This is a genomic window from Pontibacter brevis, assembly GCF_054779655.1.
Genome location: NZ_BAAGXV010000006.1, coordinates 84,682 through 104,405, shown reverse-complemented (window position 1 = coordinate 104,405; position 19,724 = coordinate 84,682). Strand labels below are relative to the sequence as shown.

Sequence of the window (19,724 nt, the reverse complement as noted above, 5' to 3'; positions counted from 1 at the left end):
AGCTGTTTCATACTTAAGAAAATTATATTTTTTTACTAGTTCATACTATGGTTCCTGGCTTCGCTTTTGGCTTTGTACAACTGCCACCAGGGCAGGTACGGCCTGTCGTGGTGCTCATAATGATAACCAAAAAAGTAGCAGCTGATAAAGGCCCAAACGTGGTTTTTAGCCTGTGTTCCGGATTTATGCGGATTGTCTGCTGGGTGCTCGCCCCGATGGGGCAGGTAGGTTCCAAAGTAAAAGAGCTGAAAAGTAGCCACAATAGCCGGCAGCATCCAGAAGAGTACAACATTCTCCAGCGGGAAGAAAAGCTTTAGTACATTGAACGTAACAGCCATCAGCAGGATCTGCCACCAGGTGATGTACTGCTTCAGAAAGCTAAAGTACCAGGGCCAGAAAGAACCCGTATGATAGTCCGGATCGTGCTCCGTAGCGACATGGCGGTGGTGTTGGTGATGGCGGGGCAAAAGGCGGGGATACCAGTTGTAAGCAAACAACAGCGCGGCAAGTGTGCCTATTGCCCTGTTCAACCTGGGTCGCCCGGGTGCCGCCACACCATGCATCGCATCATGCGCCGTAATAAAAAGGCCTGTGTACAGATGCGTCTGCAGCAGGATAAAGAGGCATGTTAGTGGAGAGGAAAAGCTAACAGGCCACTGTAACAGGTAGGCAAGCAGCCCCGCCCATAGCAGAACGACTACTGCTGCGATTATCACTCCCCTGTAGTCATTTCGCCTTATTTTTGCCATTTGAATTTTGGTTCAATTTCCGGTTCCTCCTGTGGAAGACCCTCCCCATTTCTCTCAATAAACACCAGAACAGGTTTCAGAAGCTCTCCCCCTGGAGAGCGTCCCGCACTGTCTCCATCAGCCACATAGGAGTAGAAGTGGCACCGCAAATGCCTACCGTATCGCCAGGCTGGAACCACTCCGGCTTAAGCTCCTCTACTTTAGAGACAAAATAAGTATGGGGGTTGGTGTCTTTGCACACCTGGTACAGCACCTTTCCATTTGAAGACTTTATACCGGACACAAAAACGATTTTATCGAATTTAGCTGCAAACTTACGCAGTTCCTTATCACGGTTAGATACCTGGCGGCAGATGGTATCATTGGCATTCACCTCGTATCCACGCGCCTCCAGTTCTCCTTTTATCTGATAAAAGCTGTCGGTACTTTTTGTTGTCTGGCTGTAGAGGGTAATGTTGGCCGGTAACTCGTGCTTCAGCAATTCCTCCATATTCTCAAAAACCACAGCCTCATTACCTGTCTGCCCCAAGAGCCCCATTACTTCCGCATGCCCATGTTTCCCATAGATAAAAATCTTGTCTTTTTTATCGTACGAGGTTTTAATGCGGTTCTGCAGTTTTAACACTACAGGGCAGGAAGCATCAATCAGCGTAAGGTTGTTCTGCAACGCCAGCTGGTAGGTTTCAGGCGGCTCGCCATGTGCCCGGATTAGCACGGCTTCGTTATGCAGCCCCGCCATTTGCTCATGGTTAATGATACGCAGGCCTCGTTTCTGCAGGCGCTCTACCTCTTCATCATTATGCACAATATCGCCTAAGCAAAAGAGATACCCCTGCTCATCCAGTATGTCCTCTGCCATTTGGATAGCATATACTACTCCAAAGCAGAATCCGGAATTAGAATCGATGGTTACACTCAGGCTTTGCATATACTCTCTTATACAGCTAAAGGCTCATATTGTTCAACCCTTTTTCGCTGCCGTAAACCTTCATATACAGAGACAGTTAGCAACAGCATGAGCATAGAGTACATGGAGTCTTCCACAGGTATGGAAACGATGCGAAGCCCTAGGTTGTAACTGTCGTTATACCACACGATAGGTAAATATGTAAGCACCCCGTTTACCAGCAGAAAAGGCACCAGGTGCACCAGGTAAGCCAGGTAAAACCGACCCAGGTAGCGTGTATGAAAGTATCGTAAATGCACGAGGTGCAGCAAGGCAAGCGCTACAAAGGTAATGGAGGTATAGAGCTGCCCCATATGAAACACTGCAATAAGTGGCAGCACCAGCAGGAGGACTAATGCGATGGCCTTGGCATAAGGCTGCAGCAGGTCTTTCTGAATATAGGCGTTCAGCACATCGTATATGAAAACGCAGGCATAGGGCACTGTAATAAAGAAGAGCACCTCCTCCAGCGGCAGGTTAAACAGGTATATGCCTGTCAGATACTCCTCATTAAAGCCCCACACTTCTAAATCTGTAAACCAGGCGTCCCAGGCCATGAACACAAGGGCATTAACAAGTATGGCCGGGAACAATGCCGGCCAATTCTTATAAAATGCTACTTTTTTATCGAAAGAAAGCAGCAGCGGAAAGAGAATAGTGAAAATATTGAGGTATAAATAGATATACATTTAGATGTTGATATTGCGCAATATCTTCTTTTCTGCCTCTGTGCAATGGTCTTTCGTCAGCATAAAGTCCCGTATGGTGCGGGCCAGGGGCTTGGAAAGGCCGGAGTTTGGGTAAGCCTGCAGGCTCTTTATAATCATTTTCTTATCCTCCTCTACGTGTGGGCTCAGGTTGAGGTAGCGCGGCACGTAGTGCTGCAGGGTAAACCGCAGGAAGCGTATCTCGGCGTTGTTTTTGTCCATCGCAACAGCATCCTCATAAATAGCATTCGCGGTTTTTATCTGCTTCAGCTTGCTGTAAGGGTTCCAGACGTATTTGGCCATCACCGCCTCCGATGCTGCTTTATAGGCCAGTACCAGCGGGTCATTTTCGTTGTAGCCGCTCATTTTTTCATGAAACTGCTTGGCTACCGCTTCTTCTTTACTTGCCTGCAGGTACTGCAAGCGTAACTGTGATACATTGTAGCGGGTGGTGTCGGCCCATGTGCTGCTGCAAAAGAACACCAGCAGGGACAGTAAGAGTATTTTTTTTAACATGAATTAGATTACGTTTAATCTGTACTTGAGATACGAGCCGAACAGAAGTGCCAGCTTAGTATTATCAGGTACTCTTACGCGCTCTTTCAGTATATGGGTTGCCGGGAGATTCTGTATCTTCCGGAAGAGTTTAAGGTAATATACGTAGGCCAGGTATACTCCCATTCGCGCAGAACGGGGTAGTGCCATGATACCGGCGTAGGCTTCCTCAAAATCTCTCTGGATATCTTCCTCAATCTCAACCTTACAGTCGTTGCTAAAGTTCATATACTCCACTTTCGGGAAATAGACCCGGCCGCGTTCGTTGTAATCGCTTTTCATATCGCGGAGGAAGTTCACTTTCTGAAAGGCAGCTCCCAGGCTGGCTGCTGGCTTTTTTAACCGCTCAAACATCTCCCCGTCTCCCTCACAAAACACCTTCAGGCACATCAGGCCTACTACCTCCGCCGAGCCATAAATATATTCCTCGTAGAGCGCCCGGTCGTATACATGGTCATCCAGGTCCATTTCCATACTCTTCAGAAATGCCTCTATGTAAGCTTTGTCAATACTATACTCCTTTACTACACACTGAAAGGCATGCAGCACCGGGTTCAGGCTGATGCCACTGTCTATTGCTTCGTAGGTCTGTTGCTTGAAGTCTGCCAATAGCTTCCGCTTATCATAATCGTGGAAGGTATCCACAATCTCATCAGCGGTACGCACAAACCCATATATGGCATAAATGGGCATGTGAAACTTTTTGTCCAGTGTCTTGATACCTAGTGTAAACGAGGTACTGTACGCTTCTGTGATAATCTTGCTGCACTTTAAGCAACATTCCCTGAATAACTCCATGCACTTTGTTGGTTAAGGAACTCTACACTTTTACGGCTAGGGGCACAGCATATTCTTTCGCTACCTCCCTCGCCACTACCTGCCCTGAGATAAGGGACGGTGGCACACCCGGCCCGGGAACAGTTAGCTGCCCCGTGTAAAAAAGGTTTGTCACTTTTTTGCTCTTCAGGCTTGGCTTCAGCAGGGCCGTCTGCATCAGGGTGTTTGCCAGGCCATAGGCATTGCCTTTAAAAGCATTGTAGTCGTTTATAAAGTCTCTATGGGCATAGGTGCGCTTGTATATAACGTTACTACGGATTTCCTGCTTTGTCAGCCGTTCCAGCCTGTCCATGACCATGTGGTAATACTTCTCCCGCACTTCTTCCGAGTCCTGCAGGCCTGGGGCCACTGGTATCAGCACAAAAAGATTCTCACAACCCTCAGGCGCTACCGAGGGGTCTGTAACAGAAGGAGCAGAAACGTAGAAAAGCGGCTTATCCGGCCACTTTGGGTCTGTATATATCTCGTGGGCATGCGGCCCGAAATCTTCATCAAAAAAAAGATTGTGGTGCTGCAGGTTCTGCAGGCGCTTGCTTACGCCGAGGTAAAAAAGCAATGACGAGGGCGCCATCACACGCTTTTCCCAATAGCTGTCAGAATAGCTTTGGGAGGCCTTTGGCAGCAACTCTTTTTCTACATGGTGGTAATCGGCACTTGCCACCACCACATCTGCCTCGAACACATCAGTGGCTGTCAGCACCTGTTTTGCCACTCCCTCCTGCACTTCTATGCGCTGCACATCCTGGTTATACAGAAACGTTACCCCCTTCTCCTCTGCCAGTTTTACCATGCCTTCCACAATCCGGTGCATGCCGCCCATCGGGTACCAGGTGCCCAGGCTGATGTCCGCATAGTTCATTAAGCTGTAAAGGGCCGGCGTGTTTTCAGGCAGGGCTCCCAGAAAGAGGATGGGGAACTCCATCAGCCTGATGATTTTGTCGTGGCAGAAGAAACGTCGGATATGTTTATGTATCGACTGGAAAACATCCATACGCAGCACATCCAACAGCAGGCGCGGGCTCATAAACTCAGTTACTGACCTGCCGGGCTTATACACCAGCTGGTTGATGCCTACCTCATACTTATATGCTGCCTGCTCCAGGAATTTGTCTAAGGCCTTTGCACTGCCTTTTTCCAGGCTTTCAAACAGTGCGCGCAGTTTGTCCAGTGAGGCAGGAATGGGCATGAAATCATCTTCCCCGAAAATTATGGTGTAAGACGGGTCCAGGCGCCTGAGGTCGTAATAGTCGGACGTGCTCTTGCCAAAGTGGCGGAAATAGGCCTCAAACACATCGGGCATCCAGTACCAGCTGGGCCCCATGTCAAAAGTAAAGCCCTCGGCAGAAAAGCTTCTTGCTCTTCCACCGGGGCTGCTGTTTTTCTCCAGTACTGTTACATCAAAGCCTTGATTGGCAAGGCAGGTTGCCACCGAAAGACCTGAGAAACCAGATCCGATTACAAGTATCTTTGTTTGCGCCATGAAGGGAGCTACGGTTATTAAAGGTCAGTTATACGTCCCGGTTATATACTTTCAGCGCGTCTTTCAACTCTTTGCGGGCAATGTGGATACGATTTTTTACGGTGCCAATCGGGATATTGAGCTTCTCTGCTATCTCGAGGTACTTATAGCCAATATAATACATCATAAAAGGCGTCCGGTGCTCCTCGCTCAGGTTGGCAATGGCCTTGTTTATATCATTCATGACGAAAGTTGCCGTGCCTTTGTTTTGTGTAATGTAGCTTTCATCTGTGTTCAGGTACTGGAGGTACTCAGAACTGTCGATGTTGCTGCTGCGCTTCGTGATTTTATTATAGTTGTTTATAAACGTATTGCGCATGATGGTGTACAACCATGCCTTCAGGTTAGTACCAGACTTAAATTTATCGCGGTTCGTGAGCGCTTTCAACATTGTTTCCTGCACAAGGTCTTTGGCATCGTCCACGTCGCGGGTCAGGTTCATTGCCACTGGCCGAAGAGACAGCGCCACATTCTGTACAAGGTTATTGAATTCTATACTAGTCATTTGTTGATACTTTTGTGGGTAAAGCATAAACAAATATACGCATCTTTGAGAAATTAAACTTAATTTGTTTAACTTATTTTTCTACATTATTAAACAATATCGACAAACACCCGATTATAACCCGTGTATGTACCGTTATAGCAGGCGAACAGCATCTAACAAAAAACTCCTGCCCCTGCCATAAATACGACAGGAGCAGGAGCCCAGATTGCCAAGAAAAAATCTTCTATTTCAGTTTCTCTACCAAGTCCTGCATGCAGGTAAGGCGTTTTACGTTTTCAGGGAAAACCAGAAAATCATGTTGCGCTTGTATGCCACACACATAGATGGTGCTTTGCGAAAAGCGCCGGGAAAGCCGGTCCAGATACCCCTGCACCTGATCCCGCTCGGGCAGGGAAGTCATCACCGTGCAGATGTACTCGGCCTTAAACTGCTCATACGTCAACTCCAGGTCCTTAAAAGGAAGGTTTTGCCCCAGGTACACCACATGCTGGCCATTTGCCCGCAGGATATAATTCATGTAGAGCAGCACCAGTTCATGCAGCTCTCCTTCAGGCAGGTACAGAAGATAAGTAGGGGAATTCTCTTTTCTGCGCAATACCTGCCCGTCTATGGCCACAATCAGCTTCTGGCGGATCAGGTTGCTCACAAAATGTTCGTGTGCGGGCGTAATGTTATTCGTCTGCCATAGGATGCCAATCTTGTGCAGAAAGGGATAGATTACCTGCTCCATTGCCTGGTGCAAACCCAGTTGCAGGGTAGCCGTAGAAAGTTGCTTCTCGAACTTCACCTCGTCCATGTCTACCATTGCTGATACAAGGGCACTGACATGATGGGAGCATTCACAGGGAGCATCGCACAGCTGCGTTACCTTTTTCACTATCTGCTCAGGCTCCATCTGGGCTATTTTCGAAATCTTATAGCCCCGCTCGTTCAGCAGTGAAATGTTCAGCAGCGATTTAAGGTCTGCATCGTCGTAATAACGGATATTAGTGTCAGTGCGCTTTGGGTTAAGGATATTATAGCGCTGCTCCCATATGCGAATGGTGTGCGCTTTTATCCCTGAAAGATGTTCAAGTTCCTTGATGGTGTACTGAGCCACGTTTTTCCTTATTTTTAACTATTTCGTATGCTGTTTTATAATACCGGGGTGCCACCCAAAGCATCCCAAAAGACTCTGAACCATACTTCCCCTTCGTTTTATGATGCACCTTATGGGCCATGTTTAAAGCTTTGAGATAAACACTAGACGTATTCCCAAAAATTTTGATGCGCCGGTGGATGAACACATCATGAATAAGAAAGTATGCCACGCCATAAAGGGTCACTCCTGCGCCAATCCAGAACCTGTAATCAATGGGGTCGCTGCCAAAAATAAAGAACAGCATGGCTAAAGTGCCGTAATAGGCAAAAAACAGGTCATTTAGCTCAAAAACATGATTATGGCGTGTATGATGCGACTTGTGCAGGAACCACAAAAAACCATGTAGCACATATTTATGCATGACCCAGGCCACGCCTTCCATCGCCACAAAAGTTGCCAGCATGATTCCGATACCCAGTAGCATACCCAAAGAACAGCAAGTTTAACAAATAGTTTAAAAAATTAAACAGAGGTTTACCATTTAATAGGCTCCTTGTTTAGAAAAGCAGCGATGCCGCGCTGGCAGTCCTCGCTGCTACGGGCCACTGCGTTCATTTCGGAGGCATACTGCAAGCCTTCTTCCAGCCCCATCGCTTGCACGCGGGCTATCATCTCCTTGGTAACCTCCATCGACTGACGGGAGTTCTCGTTGCAAAGTTTTTGGGCAAAGGCAAAAACACGCTCCTCCAGTTCAGCCGCAGGCACCACATGATGTACCAGCCCATAACGTTCTGCCTCTTCTGCTGAAATCAGGTCGCCGGTCAGCAGCAACTGCTTGGCTCTTGATTCGCCTATCTTGCGCAGCAGAAAAACTTTTACAATGGCAGGAATGAAACCTATTTTTACCTCAGTATAACCGAACCTGGCTTCGGGCACGGTAAAACCGAAATCACATATAGCCGCCAAACCACAGCCGCCTGCTATGGCGTGGCCATGAATTTGCGCAATTACTACCTTCTTCAAGGTGTATATCTGGCGGAACAGCTCCATCAGGTGTGTAGAATCGAGCAGGTTCTCGTGGTATTCGTTCTCCTGCAGGCGCTGGATGTACTCTAAGTCAGCCCCAGCACAAAACACCTTCCCTTCTGCACGCAGTACCACTACTTTGCAGGCCTCGTCGTCCTCTGCCATGGCAAAAGCACGCTTCAGCTCCAGCACCACCTCAAAATTAAGTGCATTACGTTTCTCGGCACGGGCCAGCGTAACATATCCGACACGATCTTTAACTTCGTAGTGCACAAAATCCATCGTCCGCTTCTCTATTGTATTAGTCAGGTCAGTCATAGTATCGTTCTCCAAATCAGTAATAGGTATAGCTTAAAAAAGGTAGGCAAGGTTACACAAATACGCAAGCTAACTTGTAAAGCTTTAGAAAATTAGCAGAAGTACGGATAGGGACGTAACTTGTGCACAGATACCAAAGCAAAAAGTAAACCACCTTTTGCGGTACCTGCACTTTCTACTCATCTTCTAACTCACTCACAGCCAACTCATGGTCTGGCAGCACGTTTCTTAAAACAAATTTGCTAACAAGCGTTAGGCTACTTATCTTTGGTAACACTATTTGCGGTAGCATTGAGCAGGAAAAAACAAATAGAACAAACGGCCACGGCGCTTTTTAAATCCAAAGGCTTTTCAGCTACATCTATGCGCGACTTGGCGAATGCTTTGGGCATAGAGGCCGCCAGCATATATTCTCACATCAAATCAAAAGAAGAGATTTTACAGCGGGTGTGTTTCCGAATGGCAGATGAGTTTTTTGAAGCCATGGATACCGCGGTGGCTACAGGTGGCACAGCCACAGAACGCTTGCAGCATGCCATTGCGGCCCACGTACAGGTACTGACAAATAATACAGAGGCTTCTGCGGTTTTCTTGCACGAATGGCGCCACCTGAGTGAGCCTTTTCATAGTGAGTTCCTGGCCCTCCGCGACAAGTACGAAGCACGCTTCCGGGGCATTATAAAAGAGGGCATAGAAAGTGGGGAGTTTACGGTACCGGATGAGAAGTTTGCGGCTTTAACTATACTTTCCGGCCTAAACTGGATTCATACCTGGTACAAGCCGGAAGGCAAAATGGCGCCGGCAGAAATTGCACACAACCTCTCTCACATGCTGCTAATGGGATTAAGAACAAAAACAGACACCACTATAACTAACTCTCACCTTAAAACAACCTGATTGAAACAAGCTTAACCTGCCATGCCATACCAAGGCACGGCACACATTACCTAACCTTCAGAGGCCCCAACTGTTGACACAGATGGGGCTTTGTTTTAAGAGCAGCTTGAGCGACATACAGTTTACTTAGTTCCGGCCTCCCCCAAGTATGTGCCACAGCCATCAAAGCTTTCACCCTGTGCTGTAACCCGAACTGTGTAGGGCGAGCTTTGACCGGACATGTCATCTGTGCAAGGTGTCTCCGTCAGTTCCACCAGCAGTTCACCATTTCCAGTCTGGGCACGGTACCTAGTGATATTTCCTTCTTTGGTTGGCGCTGGCACTGGCGCACTCAACGAGATTGTTTCGGCAGGGCGCGTCTTAAAGTAAATTCCTTTCTCCATGTCAATTTCCAGCAGCCAGCCTGGCCCATTTCCTGTTGCCACAAAATCCACCCCTACCCTTCCGCTCCACAGTCGTGTGTCCGTATCACCTACCTCTGTATCTCTTCTTAAGCTGTAAACGCCTGCCATTGGTGTTTCAATAGGATTTCCGCTTTCATCCAGCATATTCAATTCACCCGCTGTCGAAAGATCAAACCGTGTACGTTCAGCATCCCTGTCATTTAACTCCAGCACTCCCTCATCCGTTATGCGCCAGGTACCAGTCCGGATGGCTGGACCTGTATCCATGTTCTGATAAACCCGCGTCTCTTCAAATGTGTTATCCTCATTCAGCCTTAAATCATAGGTTATACCCGGACAGTCAATACAGGGAATAATCCCATGCCATGTGCCAATTACATTAAAAGGCATTCTGTTTGGCAGTATACCGCCTCCAACGGCAACATCTACAGGCCCGGAGGGAATAGTGGTGGTGGCTGTGTTTGAGGCAGGATCAGTTGTACAGGCGGCCATTACCCAAAACAGCAGCCCTATATAAACAGATGTATAAGTTCTTTTCATATTGTGTTGTACGACCTTCGCTCCTGTGCTGTTCATATGAACCGGAACCTGCACACTGATTTAGGCTTGAAATCAAAAAGCCCCGCATGCAGTAGCGGGGCTTTTCATTTAGGTATAGGAAAAGCTAAATCTTTTCCATCTCTGCCTGCACAAAGTCTGCGAGGCTCTTGATATAGTCTGTGCTGAAATCGAACTTAATGCCAGCCGCCTCATACACTTCTCCTATAGAAACCGTATAGCCAAGGCTTAAAGCACGCTTGTAGGCAGCCAGCCCTTCAGAAGGATTCTCTTTGTAGTTCTTCCAGACAGCTATAGCACCCAACTGCGCCATAGCGTATTCTATATAATAGAACGGCACCTCATAAATGTGCAGCTGTTTTTGCCAGATAAATGGCTTATACTCCTCCAGCCCGTCCCAGTTCACCAATTTATGGTTGAAGTTATCGAAGATATTCACCCACTCCTGGTGGCGCTGCTCCGGCGTTTGATCCGGGTGTTCATAAATCCAGTGCTGGAACTTGTCTACTGTCGCCACCCACGGGAATGTCTCCAGCACGCTCTCCAGGTGTGTACGCTTGGCACGGCGCAGCTCATCCTCGTCCTCAAAAAAGGTATCCCAGTAATCCATCGAGATCAGCTCCATAGACATAGAGGCCAATTCCGCCACCTCAGAAGGCGGATGCTTAAAGGCGTTCAGGCTCATCTCCCGCGTCAGGAAGGAGTGTACAGCATGGCCTCCTTCGTGCAGCATCGTAATTACGTCGCGCAGGCTGGAGGTGGCATTCATAAAGATGAAAGGCACCCCGATTTCATCCAGTGGGTAATTATAGCCGCCCGGTGCTTTCCCTTTTCTTGACTCCAGGTCCAGGTGGCCCATTTCGCGCATTGTGGCTAAACAATCGCCAAGGAAAGTATCCAGGTTATAAAACACCTGCACTGTTTTCTCCAGCAGCTCCTCTCCTTTCTGGAATGGCTCCAGTGGTTTTTTGCCACTTGGATCCACGTCCAAATCCCATGGGCGTAGCTGCTCCAGGCCTAGTTTGGTTTTGCGCTCCACGTCTATTTTGGTGAGCAGGGGCACAATTGTCTCTTGTATGGACTGGTGAAAGTCAAAGCAGTCCTGCGGTGTATAGTCGAAACGGCCGAGGGCGGCAAACATATAGTCACGGAAGTTGGGGAAGTCAGCGTTCAGCGCAACCTGGTTCCGGAGCTGCAGCAACTCGTCAAAAAGGCTATCCAGCTTTTCGCGGTCCATAAAACGACGCCCCTGTATCGCGTGCCATGCTTCTTCACGCACAGCACGGTCTGTTTTCTTCAGCCGATCAGCAGCGCGCTGCAGCGTCATCTCTTCTCCGTCCAGTGTCACAGTCATAGCCCCTGTAATCGCGGCGTACTGCTGCTGCTTGGTGCTGATTTCTGTTTGCAGGGGAATATTCTCTTCCCGGAAAATTTCCAATGCGCGCTCCACCCCGCGCAAATAGATTTTATACTTTTCCTTGTCAAGGCTGTTCACGTAAGGCGAGTGCATCAGCTTCAGATTAAGCTCATGATCGTAGGGTGCAATCTGAGGCTCAATCTCGGAAACAAAATACTGAAACGCCTTGGTGGTCTCCTCGTTTTGTGTGTCGCAGGTCATCCGGATGTAACGCCAGCCAAGGTCCTCAGACAGCACACTTTCCAGTTCGCTTCGGTCTTGCATCCACTTCTCCAGCTCCTCCACTGAATTTATTCTGCGCGCTTTCAGCTCATCAAAGTATGGCTGCAAAGTCTGCCAGGATTCTATTTGAAAATCTTCTTCCAGGTATACCCTTGGCTTCCGTTTCGGAATTGCCAGCTCGGTTGTTTGCATTGTTATTATGGCAATAAATATTTTGAAAACGCAATATATTGACTTCTTACGAAAGTACAAAAAAAGCAGCGCCACAAATAATTGTATCAGTTGCGCTGCTTTTATATACGTTATAAAACGCTTAGTCGATTTCTATCACCACATTACCGGACAAAGGATGTCCCACACAATTGAGCACATATCCCTCTCCTATTTCAGCATCTGACAGGCCGTCACTCTCCTCCAGGTGCACTTTACCGCTCAGGCATTTGCCCCGGCAGGCGGTGCACAATCCTGCCTGGCAGGAATAAGGCAGGTCAATATCCTGCTGCAGCGCCGCCTCCAGTATCGTTTGGTCGGGTTCCACTTCTACGGTATATTCTGCGCCTTCGTAAATGATGGTGACGGTTTGCGTGGTTATTTCGTCATCCTCAAACAGAGTTACTGTTCCATGCTGTGGCTGCTGGGCTCCCTGTGGTTCCAGTACTTTGCTGCTCACAAAGCTTTCCCGGAAAATCCGATCGGCCGGTACATGCAATACATCCAGTGCATGCCGCACCTCCTCCATCATGCCCTCGGGTCCACACATAAAATAAACGGCTTCCTGTAGCCTTGTAAGTTGCAGGCGCTCCAGAATTTTGAGGACAAAGCTTTGGTTCATGCGGCCACGATGCTCGCAGTCATGCTTCGGCTGGCTATAAATATACTCTATGTGCAGGCGATTAGGATTAGCTGCTTCTAACTGCTGGAGCTGCTCTTTGAAAATGACAGAATTTTCATCGCGGTTACCATACAGCAGGGTTACTTTGCTGCCAGGCTCTTCTGTAAGTACAGTTTTCAGTATAGACATAAGGGGGGTTATGCCACTACCGGCACCAAACAGGATCACCTGGCGCTGGTTGGAAGGGGCGCAGGTAAGGCAGAAATTACCCAATGGCTCCATTACCTTCACCTCCTGCCCTACCTGCAGGTGGTCTACCAAATAACCTGACATAAGGCCTCCTTCCACGCGCTTCACTGTTACGGCAAGTCGGGGAGCTTCATGGGGAGTACTGCTGAGAGAGTAGGAACGACGCACTTCCTTACCATCGATCGGCAGAATCAGCGTCAGGAACTGGCCGGGTTTATATGAGATGACTTTTTTATCGGGATGCTCAAAATAGATTGTAATGGCATCTGGTGTTTCTCTTGTGATAGCTACAACCTTCAGGTTGAGGTAAGGGTTACTCATGCTTGTACTTTGTTTGCGCTAAATTGTCTTGCTTAAGAACTACATTTAAAGCTGAAAGTTACAATAATCCGGACTGTTCTGAGAAAAATGCGTATAGAAAGTGGCTTTACAGGAAATAATTCATAAAAAGAATAACATTTTTTATGAATATTAGTTGTATTAGATATAAAAAAAGCTGCAACTTTACAGCACGCTGCGTCTGTGGTATGTATTGATGCCTACTACCTATGCCTCTTACCTGGTCTTAGTATTAATGAAAACAACATGCTGTACAAACTAACCCTCAAAAACTGTGAAAAAACGGTAGTCGTAGATGACAGAACCTACGAGTACATCCAAAAAAACGTATACCTGCAGCAGATAGAATTTCTGAAGCATTTACGTATCCACTCCAACGGCTACGCCTTCTTTCAGAAGAACTGGCCTCTCAAAAACGGCAAGTACCGCAACGAGACGATTTACCTGCATAAAATGATTGGCGAGCAATTGCTCCAGAAGCCGGAGAGCGACCTGAAGCTGTACGTGCACTTCAAAAACGGCAACAAACTGGATTGCCGCCTTGAAAACCTGGAATGGGCACCACTTTGCAAGATTGTACGCAACACTTCTAAAACAGGAAACAAGCTTGGGGTACGAGGAGTGCACAAGGAAGCGCAGAAGTATAGGGCCATCATTCATTTTAACAAGCAGCGCATTAACCTGGGCACCTTCGAGACCCTGCAGGAGGCAGCATCTGCTTACAGCAAAAAGTCCGAAGAGCTTTTTGGTAAGACAAAAAGCCTGAAGACACTCTCTAAGCATGTAGAAGAAGAGGCTATCAGCTGATTTCTGCTTATACTTGCAGGAGGCTCTTTTCACCCTCCTCCTTTTTATGGAATACGCAAACAACCTTAGCGAAATACTAAGAAGGCACAGCCATGCCTTTGCCCCCGTACTGGCCGCCGACCTGAATAGTGATAACGTCTGCACCTTAAACTTCACGGAAGCCAACACCCTGCTTCAAAAAACAGATTTACAGGACACAGCAGCTTTCAACGCCGCCGTGCAGCAGATGCTGCATGAGAAAGGAGCCACTGTGGGCGTGGGCGGCTATCTGGAAGACCGCTTCATATACCGCCGGAGCCAGCATTTTGACGTAGCCTCGGAAAGCCGTAACCTGCACTTGGGTGTGGATGTGTGGCTGGAGGCAGGCACCGCTGTGTTTACTCCTTTGGATGCCACCGTGCACTCCTTCCAGGACAATGATAACTTTGGCGACTACGGCCCTACTATCATCCTGCAACATGAGTTGGAAGGTGTCACCTTCTATACCCTTTACGGCCACCTGACCCGTGCTTCGCTGCAGGGGCTGCAAAAAGGACAGCCTTTCTCTAAAGGTGATAAGATTGCGGAGGTGGGGCCTTACCCGGAAAACGGCCATTGGCCTCCTCACCTGCACTTCCAGGTAATGGCTTCCATGGGTGGAAAAGAAGGAGACTATCCGGGTGTGGCTACAACTGCTGAAAAAGAGAAATATCAGCTTCTTTGTCCTAACCCAAACCTGATACTGCAGTCCCGCCACCTGGCTTAACCTTGCGAATCCCTTGATTTTTAAGTAAAATTGCCACCTTTTGGCACTGCTTTTGCTGGCAGCGCCTTTTCTTGTAACCTGAAATAAAACCCAAACATGGTGCTCGATATTGATTCTATCCGCGAAATGGTGCTAAACTTTACCATGCTGTATGGCTTAAGGCTTCTTGTGTCCATCGTGATTTTAATCATTGGCGCCTGGGTAGTCAGGCGATTGAACAGGTTGCTTCAAGCCCTGATGCTGCGCAAAGGAGTGGACGAATCTTTGCGGCCGTTCCTGGGAAGCATCATCAACATAGCCCTATGGGTGCTACTGATTGTGCTGGTGGTAGCGCAACTCGGCCTTGAGATGACCTCCTTTATTGCTGTGCTGGGTTCTGCCGGCCTGGCGATTGGCCTGGCGCTGCAGGGGAGCCTTTCTAACTTTGCTGGTGGTGTACTCATACTTACCATTAAGCCGTTTAGGGTGGGTGATTTCATAGAGGCACAGGGGCAGATGGGTACAGTACACCTTATCAACATCTTCAACACGGTTATCAAAACAGGCAATAACCAGGTAATTTACATGCCAAACGGCCCGCTGGCTTCCAGCGTAGTGGTAAACTATTCTGTGGAACCTACACGCCGTATGGAGCTCAACCTTGTGATAAGCCCGGAGAACAACCTGGCGGCTGTAAAGCAACTACTGCAAAGCCTGATTGACTCGGATCCCCGTATTCTGTCCGAACCTGCCCCGGTGATTGCTGTCACAGCTTTTACAGAGTATTCTCTCACCATCAGCATGCGCCTCTGGGCTAAAAAAGAAGAGTTCTGGCCACTGAACTGGGAGATGAACGAGCGCGTGAAAATAGCCTTCGAGGAAAATGGAGTGAAAGCGCCGGCTCCGGTGCAGAAGCGGGAGGTAATTGCTGTGCAACAGAATAACAGGCCTTAACAATCCAGCTATAAACAGAAAGCCCCGCCGTTAAGCGGGGCTTTCTGTTTATAGCTGGATTGTTTTAAATAAGCATTAATGCAACACCAACTCTTAATCAAACTTAATGGCTTTCACAGGCTTAATGCGGGCCACCATGGCAGCAGGAATGAGAATGGCCAGCATCGTCAGAAGCAGTGTAATAACGTTGAGCCCAATAATGATACCAGCATTCCAGCTGATAGGAACTGTGTCCATGTAATAGTTTTCCGGGTCGAGCGGGATTATTTTGAAGTAATACTGGATGGCGCAGAAACCAAGACCAATCAGATTCCCCCAAATCAAGCCTTTGATGGTCAGCTTCAGGCCCCGGAAATAAAACACCTGCCGTATCTGCGCATCGGTAGCACCCACTGCTTTCAGCACCCCTATCATATTAATTCGCTCGATAATCATGATAAACACGGTGGAAACCATGTTGAACGAAGCCACAAAAATGATAAGCACCAGGAAAATAATAACATTCTTGCGCAGCAGCTTCAGCCAGTCAAACAACTGCGCATGGCGGTCTGTGATTTTCTCCAGCTGCAAATCATAATTCATTTGCTCAAACACCTGGTCTGCCGCCTGGTCTATCTGCTCAAAATCCTTCAGCACAATTTCGATGCCTCCTACCAGCGTGTCGGGCCAGTTATTCAGTTCCCGTATTAGCTTGATATCCCCAATCACGAAAACCTCATCAAATTCTTCGAGGCCAGTGTTGAAAATACCCTTTACCTGGAGCTTTCGGGCACGAGGCGGGTTTTGGATAAAATAAAATATAGCCTCGTCCCCTACTTCCAGACTCAGTTTACTTGCCACGCTCTGGCTGATAAGCACTTCTTTCGAAGAGGCGGTGTCGGAATACGTAATCAATTCACCAGACTTCAGGTTCTGCCGCATAGAACTCAGGTCATAGTCTTCCCCAACTCCCTTTAGCACTACCCCCAGCACTTCTTCATCTGTTTTGATGATAGCCGTTTTACGGGCAAAAGCCTGAATTTGCTTTATACCGGCTACGGAATCGGCCACACCGATATTCCTGCTGATAGGGGCTCCTTCCAGCGAGTTGTTCGTATCGTACTTGCTCACCTGCAGGTGTGCCCCAAAGGAAAAAATCTTCTGCCTGATCTCGTCCCGGAAGCCTTCTAGAATCGCAAAAGAAACGATCATGATGGCAATGCCTGCAGCTATGCTGATTATTGCTATTTTTGTAACCGACGACGTAAATGAGCCGGCCTGCACTTCTGATATCTTATCAGATATGTATTTGGAGATATTCACTCGCCTTTTTCTTAACAGCCTTAAAGATAGGTATGAATTTTGACTTATACCTTATGACTATGACACAGCCCATGCTTGTACTCTATACTTCGTTTCTGCTTGCTTTAGGCAATTGTGCCCCAAAGCAAGCACCGGCTACAGCACCGGAACAACCTCAGTCAGCTGAACAGACGACTATTACCGATCCTGCTCCGGAACCACAGGCCAAGCCTTTGCAAACCGGTGCCGAACAGCTGGAACTGTACCTCCCTCAACTGCAAGGGAAGCGTGTTGGCCTGGTAGTAAACCAGACTTCCGTTGTTGGCCAAACGCATTTAGTGGATACCTTGTTGAGCCGGGGTGTGGATGTGGTTACAATTTTCGCACCAGAACATGGTTTTAGGGGCGAGGCTGATGCAGGGGCTTATGTAAAAGACGCCAAAGACATCCGGACTGGCCTGCCTATCATTTCGCTTTATGGCAAAAACAAAAAACCATCGGCAGAGCAGGTGAAGGACCTGGATGTACTGGTATTCGATATCCAGGATGTTGGTGCCCGATTCTATACTTACATCAGCACCATGCATTATGTTATGGAGGCCGCCGCCGAAAACAACAAGCCCGTGCTGGTATTAGACCGCCCGAACCCCAATGGCCATTACGTAGACGGCCCGGTACTGGAGAAAGAGCAACAGTCGTTTGTGGGCATGCACCCCATCCCGATAGTGCATGGCCTGACGGTGGGGGAATTGGCTGAGATGATTAACGGAGAAAAATGGCTGGAGGGACAGCGGCAGGCGGATCTGACCGTGGTTCCGGTGGCAAATTATACACACAACACTGCCTATATACTGCCTGTAAAGCCTTCACCTAACCTGCCAAATGCCCAGGCTATCACCTTGTATCCATCGCTCTGCTTGTTTGAGGGCACCAATGTAAGCGTCGGCCGGGGCACACCTGCACCCTTTCAGGTAATTGGCAGCCCTTATTATACTGTTAAAACTTTTAAGTTTACTCCTGAAAGTACTCCAGGAGCCACCAATCCGCCTCATAAAGGGCAAACCTGCTATGGAATGGACTTAACTGTTCCAGCCAAAGCCCAGCCTTTCACGCTGGCTTACCTGCAGGAGATGTACCAGAACTCTACCCAGAAAGACAAGTTCTTCAACAACTTCTTTGAGAAACTGGCAGGCACCAGCAAACTGAGGGAGCAGATAAAAGCCGGTAAAACAGAGGCAGAGATACGCGCCAGTTGGGAACCAGCCTTGTCTAAATACAAGAACCTACGTGAGCAGTACCTGCTTTACCCTGAAAATAACTAAAGATGACAAGAGATTTACGAATTGTGTTTATGGGCACACCCGATTTTGCCGTGCCTACCCTGCAAACACTCGTGGAACATCATTATAATGTAGTAGCCGTCATCACGGCACCAGACAGGCCTGCAGGTAGGGGGCAGAAGCTTAATCAGTCACCGGTAAAGGAATACGCCGTGAGCCAAAGCATTCCGGTGCTACAGCCCACCAACCTGAAGTCAGAAATTTTCTTAGACGAACTGCGCAGCTACAATGCAAACCTGCAAATCATCGTGGCGTTCCGGATGCTGCCGGAGGTGGTGTGGGCAATGCCGGAACTGGGTTCTTTCAACATTCATGGTTCCCTTTTACCACAGTACCGCGGTGCGGCCCCTATCAACTGGGCCATCATCAACGGTGAGAAAGAAACCGGCGTCACTTCTTTTTTCCTAAAACACGAGATAGACACCGGCGACCTTATTTTCCAGGAGCGCGTGTCCATTACAGAGGACGACGATTTTGGTTCAGTGTATGAAAAACTAAAGTATGAGGGTGCCAAACTTGCCTTGCGCACGGTACAGGCCATTGAGCGCGATGAGGTACAGCCTCAGCCGCAGGTTACCTCTGCTGAAACGAAACATGCCCCCAAGATCTACAAAGAGACTTGTGAGATCAACTGGAACCAGCCAGCCCACCAGGTACGCAACTTTATCCGAGGCCTTAGTCCCTACCCTGCCGCCTGGACCCGCTTCAACGGCAAGACGTTTAAGATTTTCAAAACAGAGACCTTAGAAAACACGGCTTATGATTTAGCACCCGGCCAAATCATAACAGACAATAAAACCTTCCTGCATGTACAAACTGCTGCCGGTGCTCTTTCAATCCTTGACCTGCAAATGGAAGGTAAAAAGCGTATGCCGGTTCAGGATTTGTTGAGAGGTTACACCTTTAATTTATAGATTGATGCTAACGATTGTTGTAGCCGCCGCCGAAAATAACGTTATCGGAAAAGACAATGGCCTTGCCTGGCACTTGCCCGCTGACCTGCGCCACTTCAAGCAGATTACGATGGGTCTCCCTATCCTGATGGGCCGCAAGACCTATGAATCTATAGGTAAGCCCTTACCCGGACGCACCTCCATCATTATTACCACTCAAAAGGATTATGCGGCAGAAGGGTGCGTGGTAGTACATTCTTTGGAAGAGGCCATTGAACGAGCAAAGGCTTTGGATGACACTATTTGCATTATTGGTGGCGCGGAGATTTACCGCCAGGCACTGCCCCTGACAGACACTATTTACCTTACCCGTATCCACCACACGTTTGAAGGCGATGCTTACCTTCCGGAACTGAAGGAGGACGACTGGAAAACAGTAGATCAGGAACACCATGAGCCGGACGAGAAGAACAAGTACAGTTACAGCTTTCTGAAGTTGGATCGCAAACAATAGCACACAAAAAAGGAGCACCACAGAGTGCTCCTTTTTTGTGTGCTATT

21 protein-coding genes are annotated in these 19,724 nt (G+C 48.2%); 7 read left to right on the top strand and 14 right to left on the bottom strand.

Annotated elements, in window-relative coordinates:
- Positions 1 to 35: 35 nt before the first annotated feature.
- From ACYVB1_RS01240 to ACYVB1_RS01195, 10 genes are all read right to left on the bottom strand, one after another.
- Entirely contained in the window at positions 36 to 749 is a 714-nt protein-coding gene (locus tag ACYVB1_RS01240; protein WP_460919663.1) for a fatty acid desaturase, read from the bottom strand.
- A gap of 76 nt (positions 750 to 825) precedes the next feature.
- On the bottom strand, positions 826 to 1,677 hold the full coding sequence (locus tag ACYVB1_RS01235) for a 4-hydroxy-3-methylbut-2-enyl diphosphate reductase (RefSeq protein WP_460919661.1): 852 nt from the start codon (positions 1,675 to 1,677) through the stop codon (positions 826 to 828).
- Between the two features lie 8 nt (positions 1,678 to 1,685).
- Positions 1,686 to 2,384 (bottom strand): lycopene cyclase domain-containing protein, encoded by a 699-nt coding sequence (locus tag ACYVB1_RS01230; protein ID WP_460919659.1) that lies wholly within the window; start codon positions 2,382 to 2,384, stop codon positions 1,686 to 1,688.
- Entirely contained in the window at positions 2,385 to 2,918 is a 534-nt protein-coding gene (locus ACYVB1_RS01225) for a hypothetical protein (protein ID WP_460919657.1), read from the bottom strand.
- A 3-nt stretch (positions 2,919 to 2,921) separates the two neighbouring features.
- Positions 2,922 to 3,755 (bottom strand): phytoene/squalene synthase family protein, encoded by an 834-nt coding sequence (locus tag ACYVB1_RS01220; RefSeq protein ID WP_460919655.1) that lies wholly within the window; start codon positions 3,753 to 3,755, stop codon positions 2,922 to 2,924.
- A gap of 22 nt (positions 3,756 to 3,777) precedes the next feature.
- A complete protein-coding gene (locus ACYVB1_RS01215; RefSeq protein ID WP_460919653.1) occupies positions 3,778 to 5,274 on the bottom strand; it encodes a phytoene desaturase family protein in 1,497 nt (498 codons plus the stop codon).
- A gap of 28 nt (positions 5,275 to 5,302) precedes the next feature.
- Positions 5,303 to 5,818, bottom strand: a complete 516-nt coding sequence (locus tag ACYVB1_RS01210; RefSeq protein ID WP_460919651.1) for an RNA polymerase sigma factor — start codon at positions 5,816 to 5,818, stop codon at positions 5,303 to 5,305.
- A gap of 226 nt (positions 5,819 to 6,044) precedes the next feature.
- Positions 6,045 to 6,920, bottom strand: a complete 876-nt coding sequence (locus ACYVB1_RS01205; RefSeq protein WP_460919649.1) for a MerR family transcriptional regulator — start codon at positions 6,918 to 6,920, stop codon at positions 6,045 to 6,047.
- Positions 6,892 to 7,386: a sterol desaturase family protein gene (locus tag ACYVB1_RS01200; protein ID WP_460919712.1), complete on the bottom strand. Its 495-nt coding sequence runs from the start codon at positions 7,384 to 7,386 to the stop codon at positions 6,892 to 6,894. The genes ACYVB1_RS01205 and ACYVB1_RS01200 overlap by 29 nt, the downstream gene beginning before the upstream one ends.
- 50 nt (positions 7,387 to 7,436) lie before the next feature.
- The gene (locus tag ACYVB1_RS01195) at positions 7,437 to 8,210 is read right to left on the bottom strand and encodes an enoyl-CoA hydratase/isomerase family protein (protein WP_460919710.1); all 774 of its coding nucleotides are present in this window, start codon (positions 8,208 to 8,210) and stop codon (positions 7,437 to 7,439) included.
- A gap of 303 nt (positions 8,211 to 8,513) precedes the next feature.
- Here ACYVB1_RS01195 and ACYVB1_RS01190 point away from each other — a divergent pair, with 303 nt between their 5' ends.
- Positions 8,514 to 9,143, top strand: a complete 630-nt coding sequence (locus ACYVB1_RS01190; RefSeq protein WP_460919647.1) for a TetR/AcrR family transcriptional regulator — start codon at positions 8,514 to 8,516, stop codon at positions 9,141 to 9,143.
- A 122-nt stretch (positions 9,144 to 9,265) separates the two neighbouring features.
- Here ACYVB1_RS01190 and ACYVB1_RS01185 read toward each other — a convergent pair whose 3' ends face one another.
- The 3 genes from ACYVB1_RS01185 to ACYVB1_RS01175 form a co-directional block, all read right to left on the bottom strand.
- A complete protein-coding gene (locus tag ACYVB1_RS01185; protein ID WP_460919645.1) occupies positions 9,266 to 10,087 on the bottom strand; it encodes a copper resistance protein NlpE N-terminal domain-containing protein in 822 nt (273 codons plus the stop codon).
- Positions 10,088 to 10,211: 124 nt separating this feature from the next.
- Positions 10,212 to 11,936 (bottom strand): M3 family oligoendopeptidase, encoded by a 1,725-nt coding sequence (locus tag ACYVB1_RS01180; protein WP_460919643.1) that lies wholly within the window; start codon positions 11,934 to 11,936, stop codon positions 10,212 to 10,214.
- Between the two features lie 121 nt (positions 11,937 to 12,057).
- Positions 12,058 to 13,146, bottom strand: a complete 1,089-nt coding sequence (locus ACYVB1_RS01175) for a 2Fe-2S iron-sulfur cluster-binding protein (protein ID WP_460919641.1) — start codon at positions 13,144 to 13,146, stop codon at positions 12,058 to 12,060.
- Positions 13,147 to 13,410: 264 nt separating this feature from the next.
- On the opposite strand from ACYVB1_RS01175, the gene ACYVB1_RS01170 reads away from it, so the two are divergent.
- The 3 genes from ACYVB1_RS01170 (at position 13,411) to ACYVB1_RS01160 (ending at position 15,649) form a co-directional block, all read left to right on the top strand.
- Entirely contained in the window at positions 13,411 to 13,971 is a 561-nt protein-coding gene (locus ACYVB1_RS01170; RefSeq protein ID WP_460919639.1) for an HNH endonuclease, read from the top strand.
- A gap of 46 nt (positions 13,972 to 14,017) precedes the next feature.
- On the top strand, positions 14,018 to 14,716 hold the full coding sequence (locus tag ACYVB1_RS01165) for a peptidoglycan DD-metalloendopeptidase family protein (protein WP_460919637.1): 699 nt from the start codon (positions 14,018 to 14,020) through the stop codon (positions 14,714 to 14,716).
- Positions 14,717 to 14,812: 96 nt separating this feature from the next.
- A complete protein-coding gene (locus ACYVB1_RS01160) occupies positions 14,813 to 15,649 on the top strand; it encodes a mechanosensitive ion channel family protein (RefSeq protein ID WP_460919635.1) in 837 nt (278 codons plus the stop codon).
- A gap of 93 nt (positions 15,650 to 15,742) precedes the next feature.
- Here the strand turns inward: ACYVB1_RS01160 and ACYVB1_RS01155 are convergent, their stop codons facing one another.
- Positions 15,743 to 16,951 (bottom strand): ABC transporter permease, encoded by a 1,209-nt coding sequence (locus tag ACYVB1_RS01155; RefSeq protein ID WP_460919633.1) that lies wholly within the window; start codon positions 16,949 to 16,951, stop codon positions 15,743 to 15,745.
- A 59-nt stretch (positions 16,952 to 17,010) separates the two neighbouring features.
- Between ACYVB1_RS01155 and ACYVB1_RS01150 the strand changes: the two genes are divergently transcribed.
- The 3 genes from ACYVB1_RS01150 to ACYVB1_RS01140 are packed head-to-tail and all read left to right on the top strand — an operon-like array spanning position 17,011 to position 19,677.
- A complete protein-coding gene (locus ACYVB1_RS01150) occupies positions 17,011 to 18,252 on the top strand; it encodes an exo-beta-N-acetylmuramidase NamZ family protein (RefSeq protein WP_460919708.1) in 1,242 nt (413 codons plus the stop codon).
- A gap of 2 nt (positions 18,253 to 18,254) precedes the next feature.
- Positions 18,255 to 19,184 (top strand): methionyl-tRNA formyltransferase, encoded by a 930-nt coding sequence (gene fmt, locus ACYVB1_RS01145; protein ID WP_460919631.1) that lies wholly within the window; start codon positions 18,255 to 18,257, stop codon positions 19,182 to 19,184.
- A gap of 4 nt (positions 19,185 to 19,188) precedes the next feature.
- Positions 19,189 to 19,677: a dihydrofolate reductase gene (locus ACYVB1_RS01140; RefSeq protein ID WP_460919629.1), complete on the top strand. Its 489-nt coding sequence runs from the start codon at positions 19,189 to 19,191 to the stop codon at positions 19,675 to 19,677.
- Positions 19,678 to 19,724: the final 47 nt, after the last annotated feature.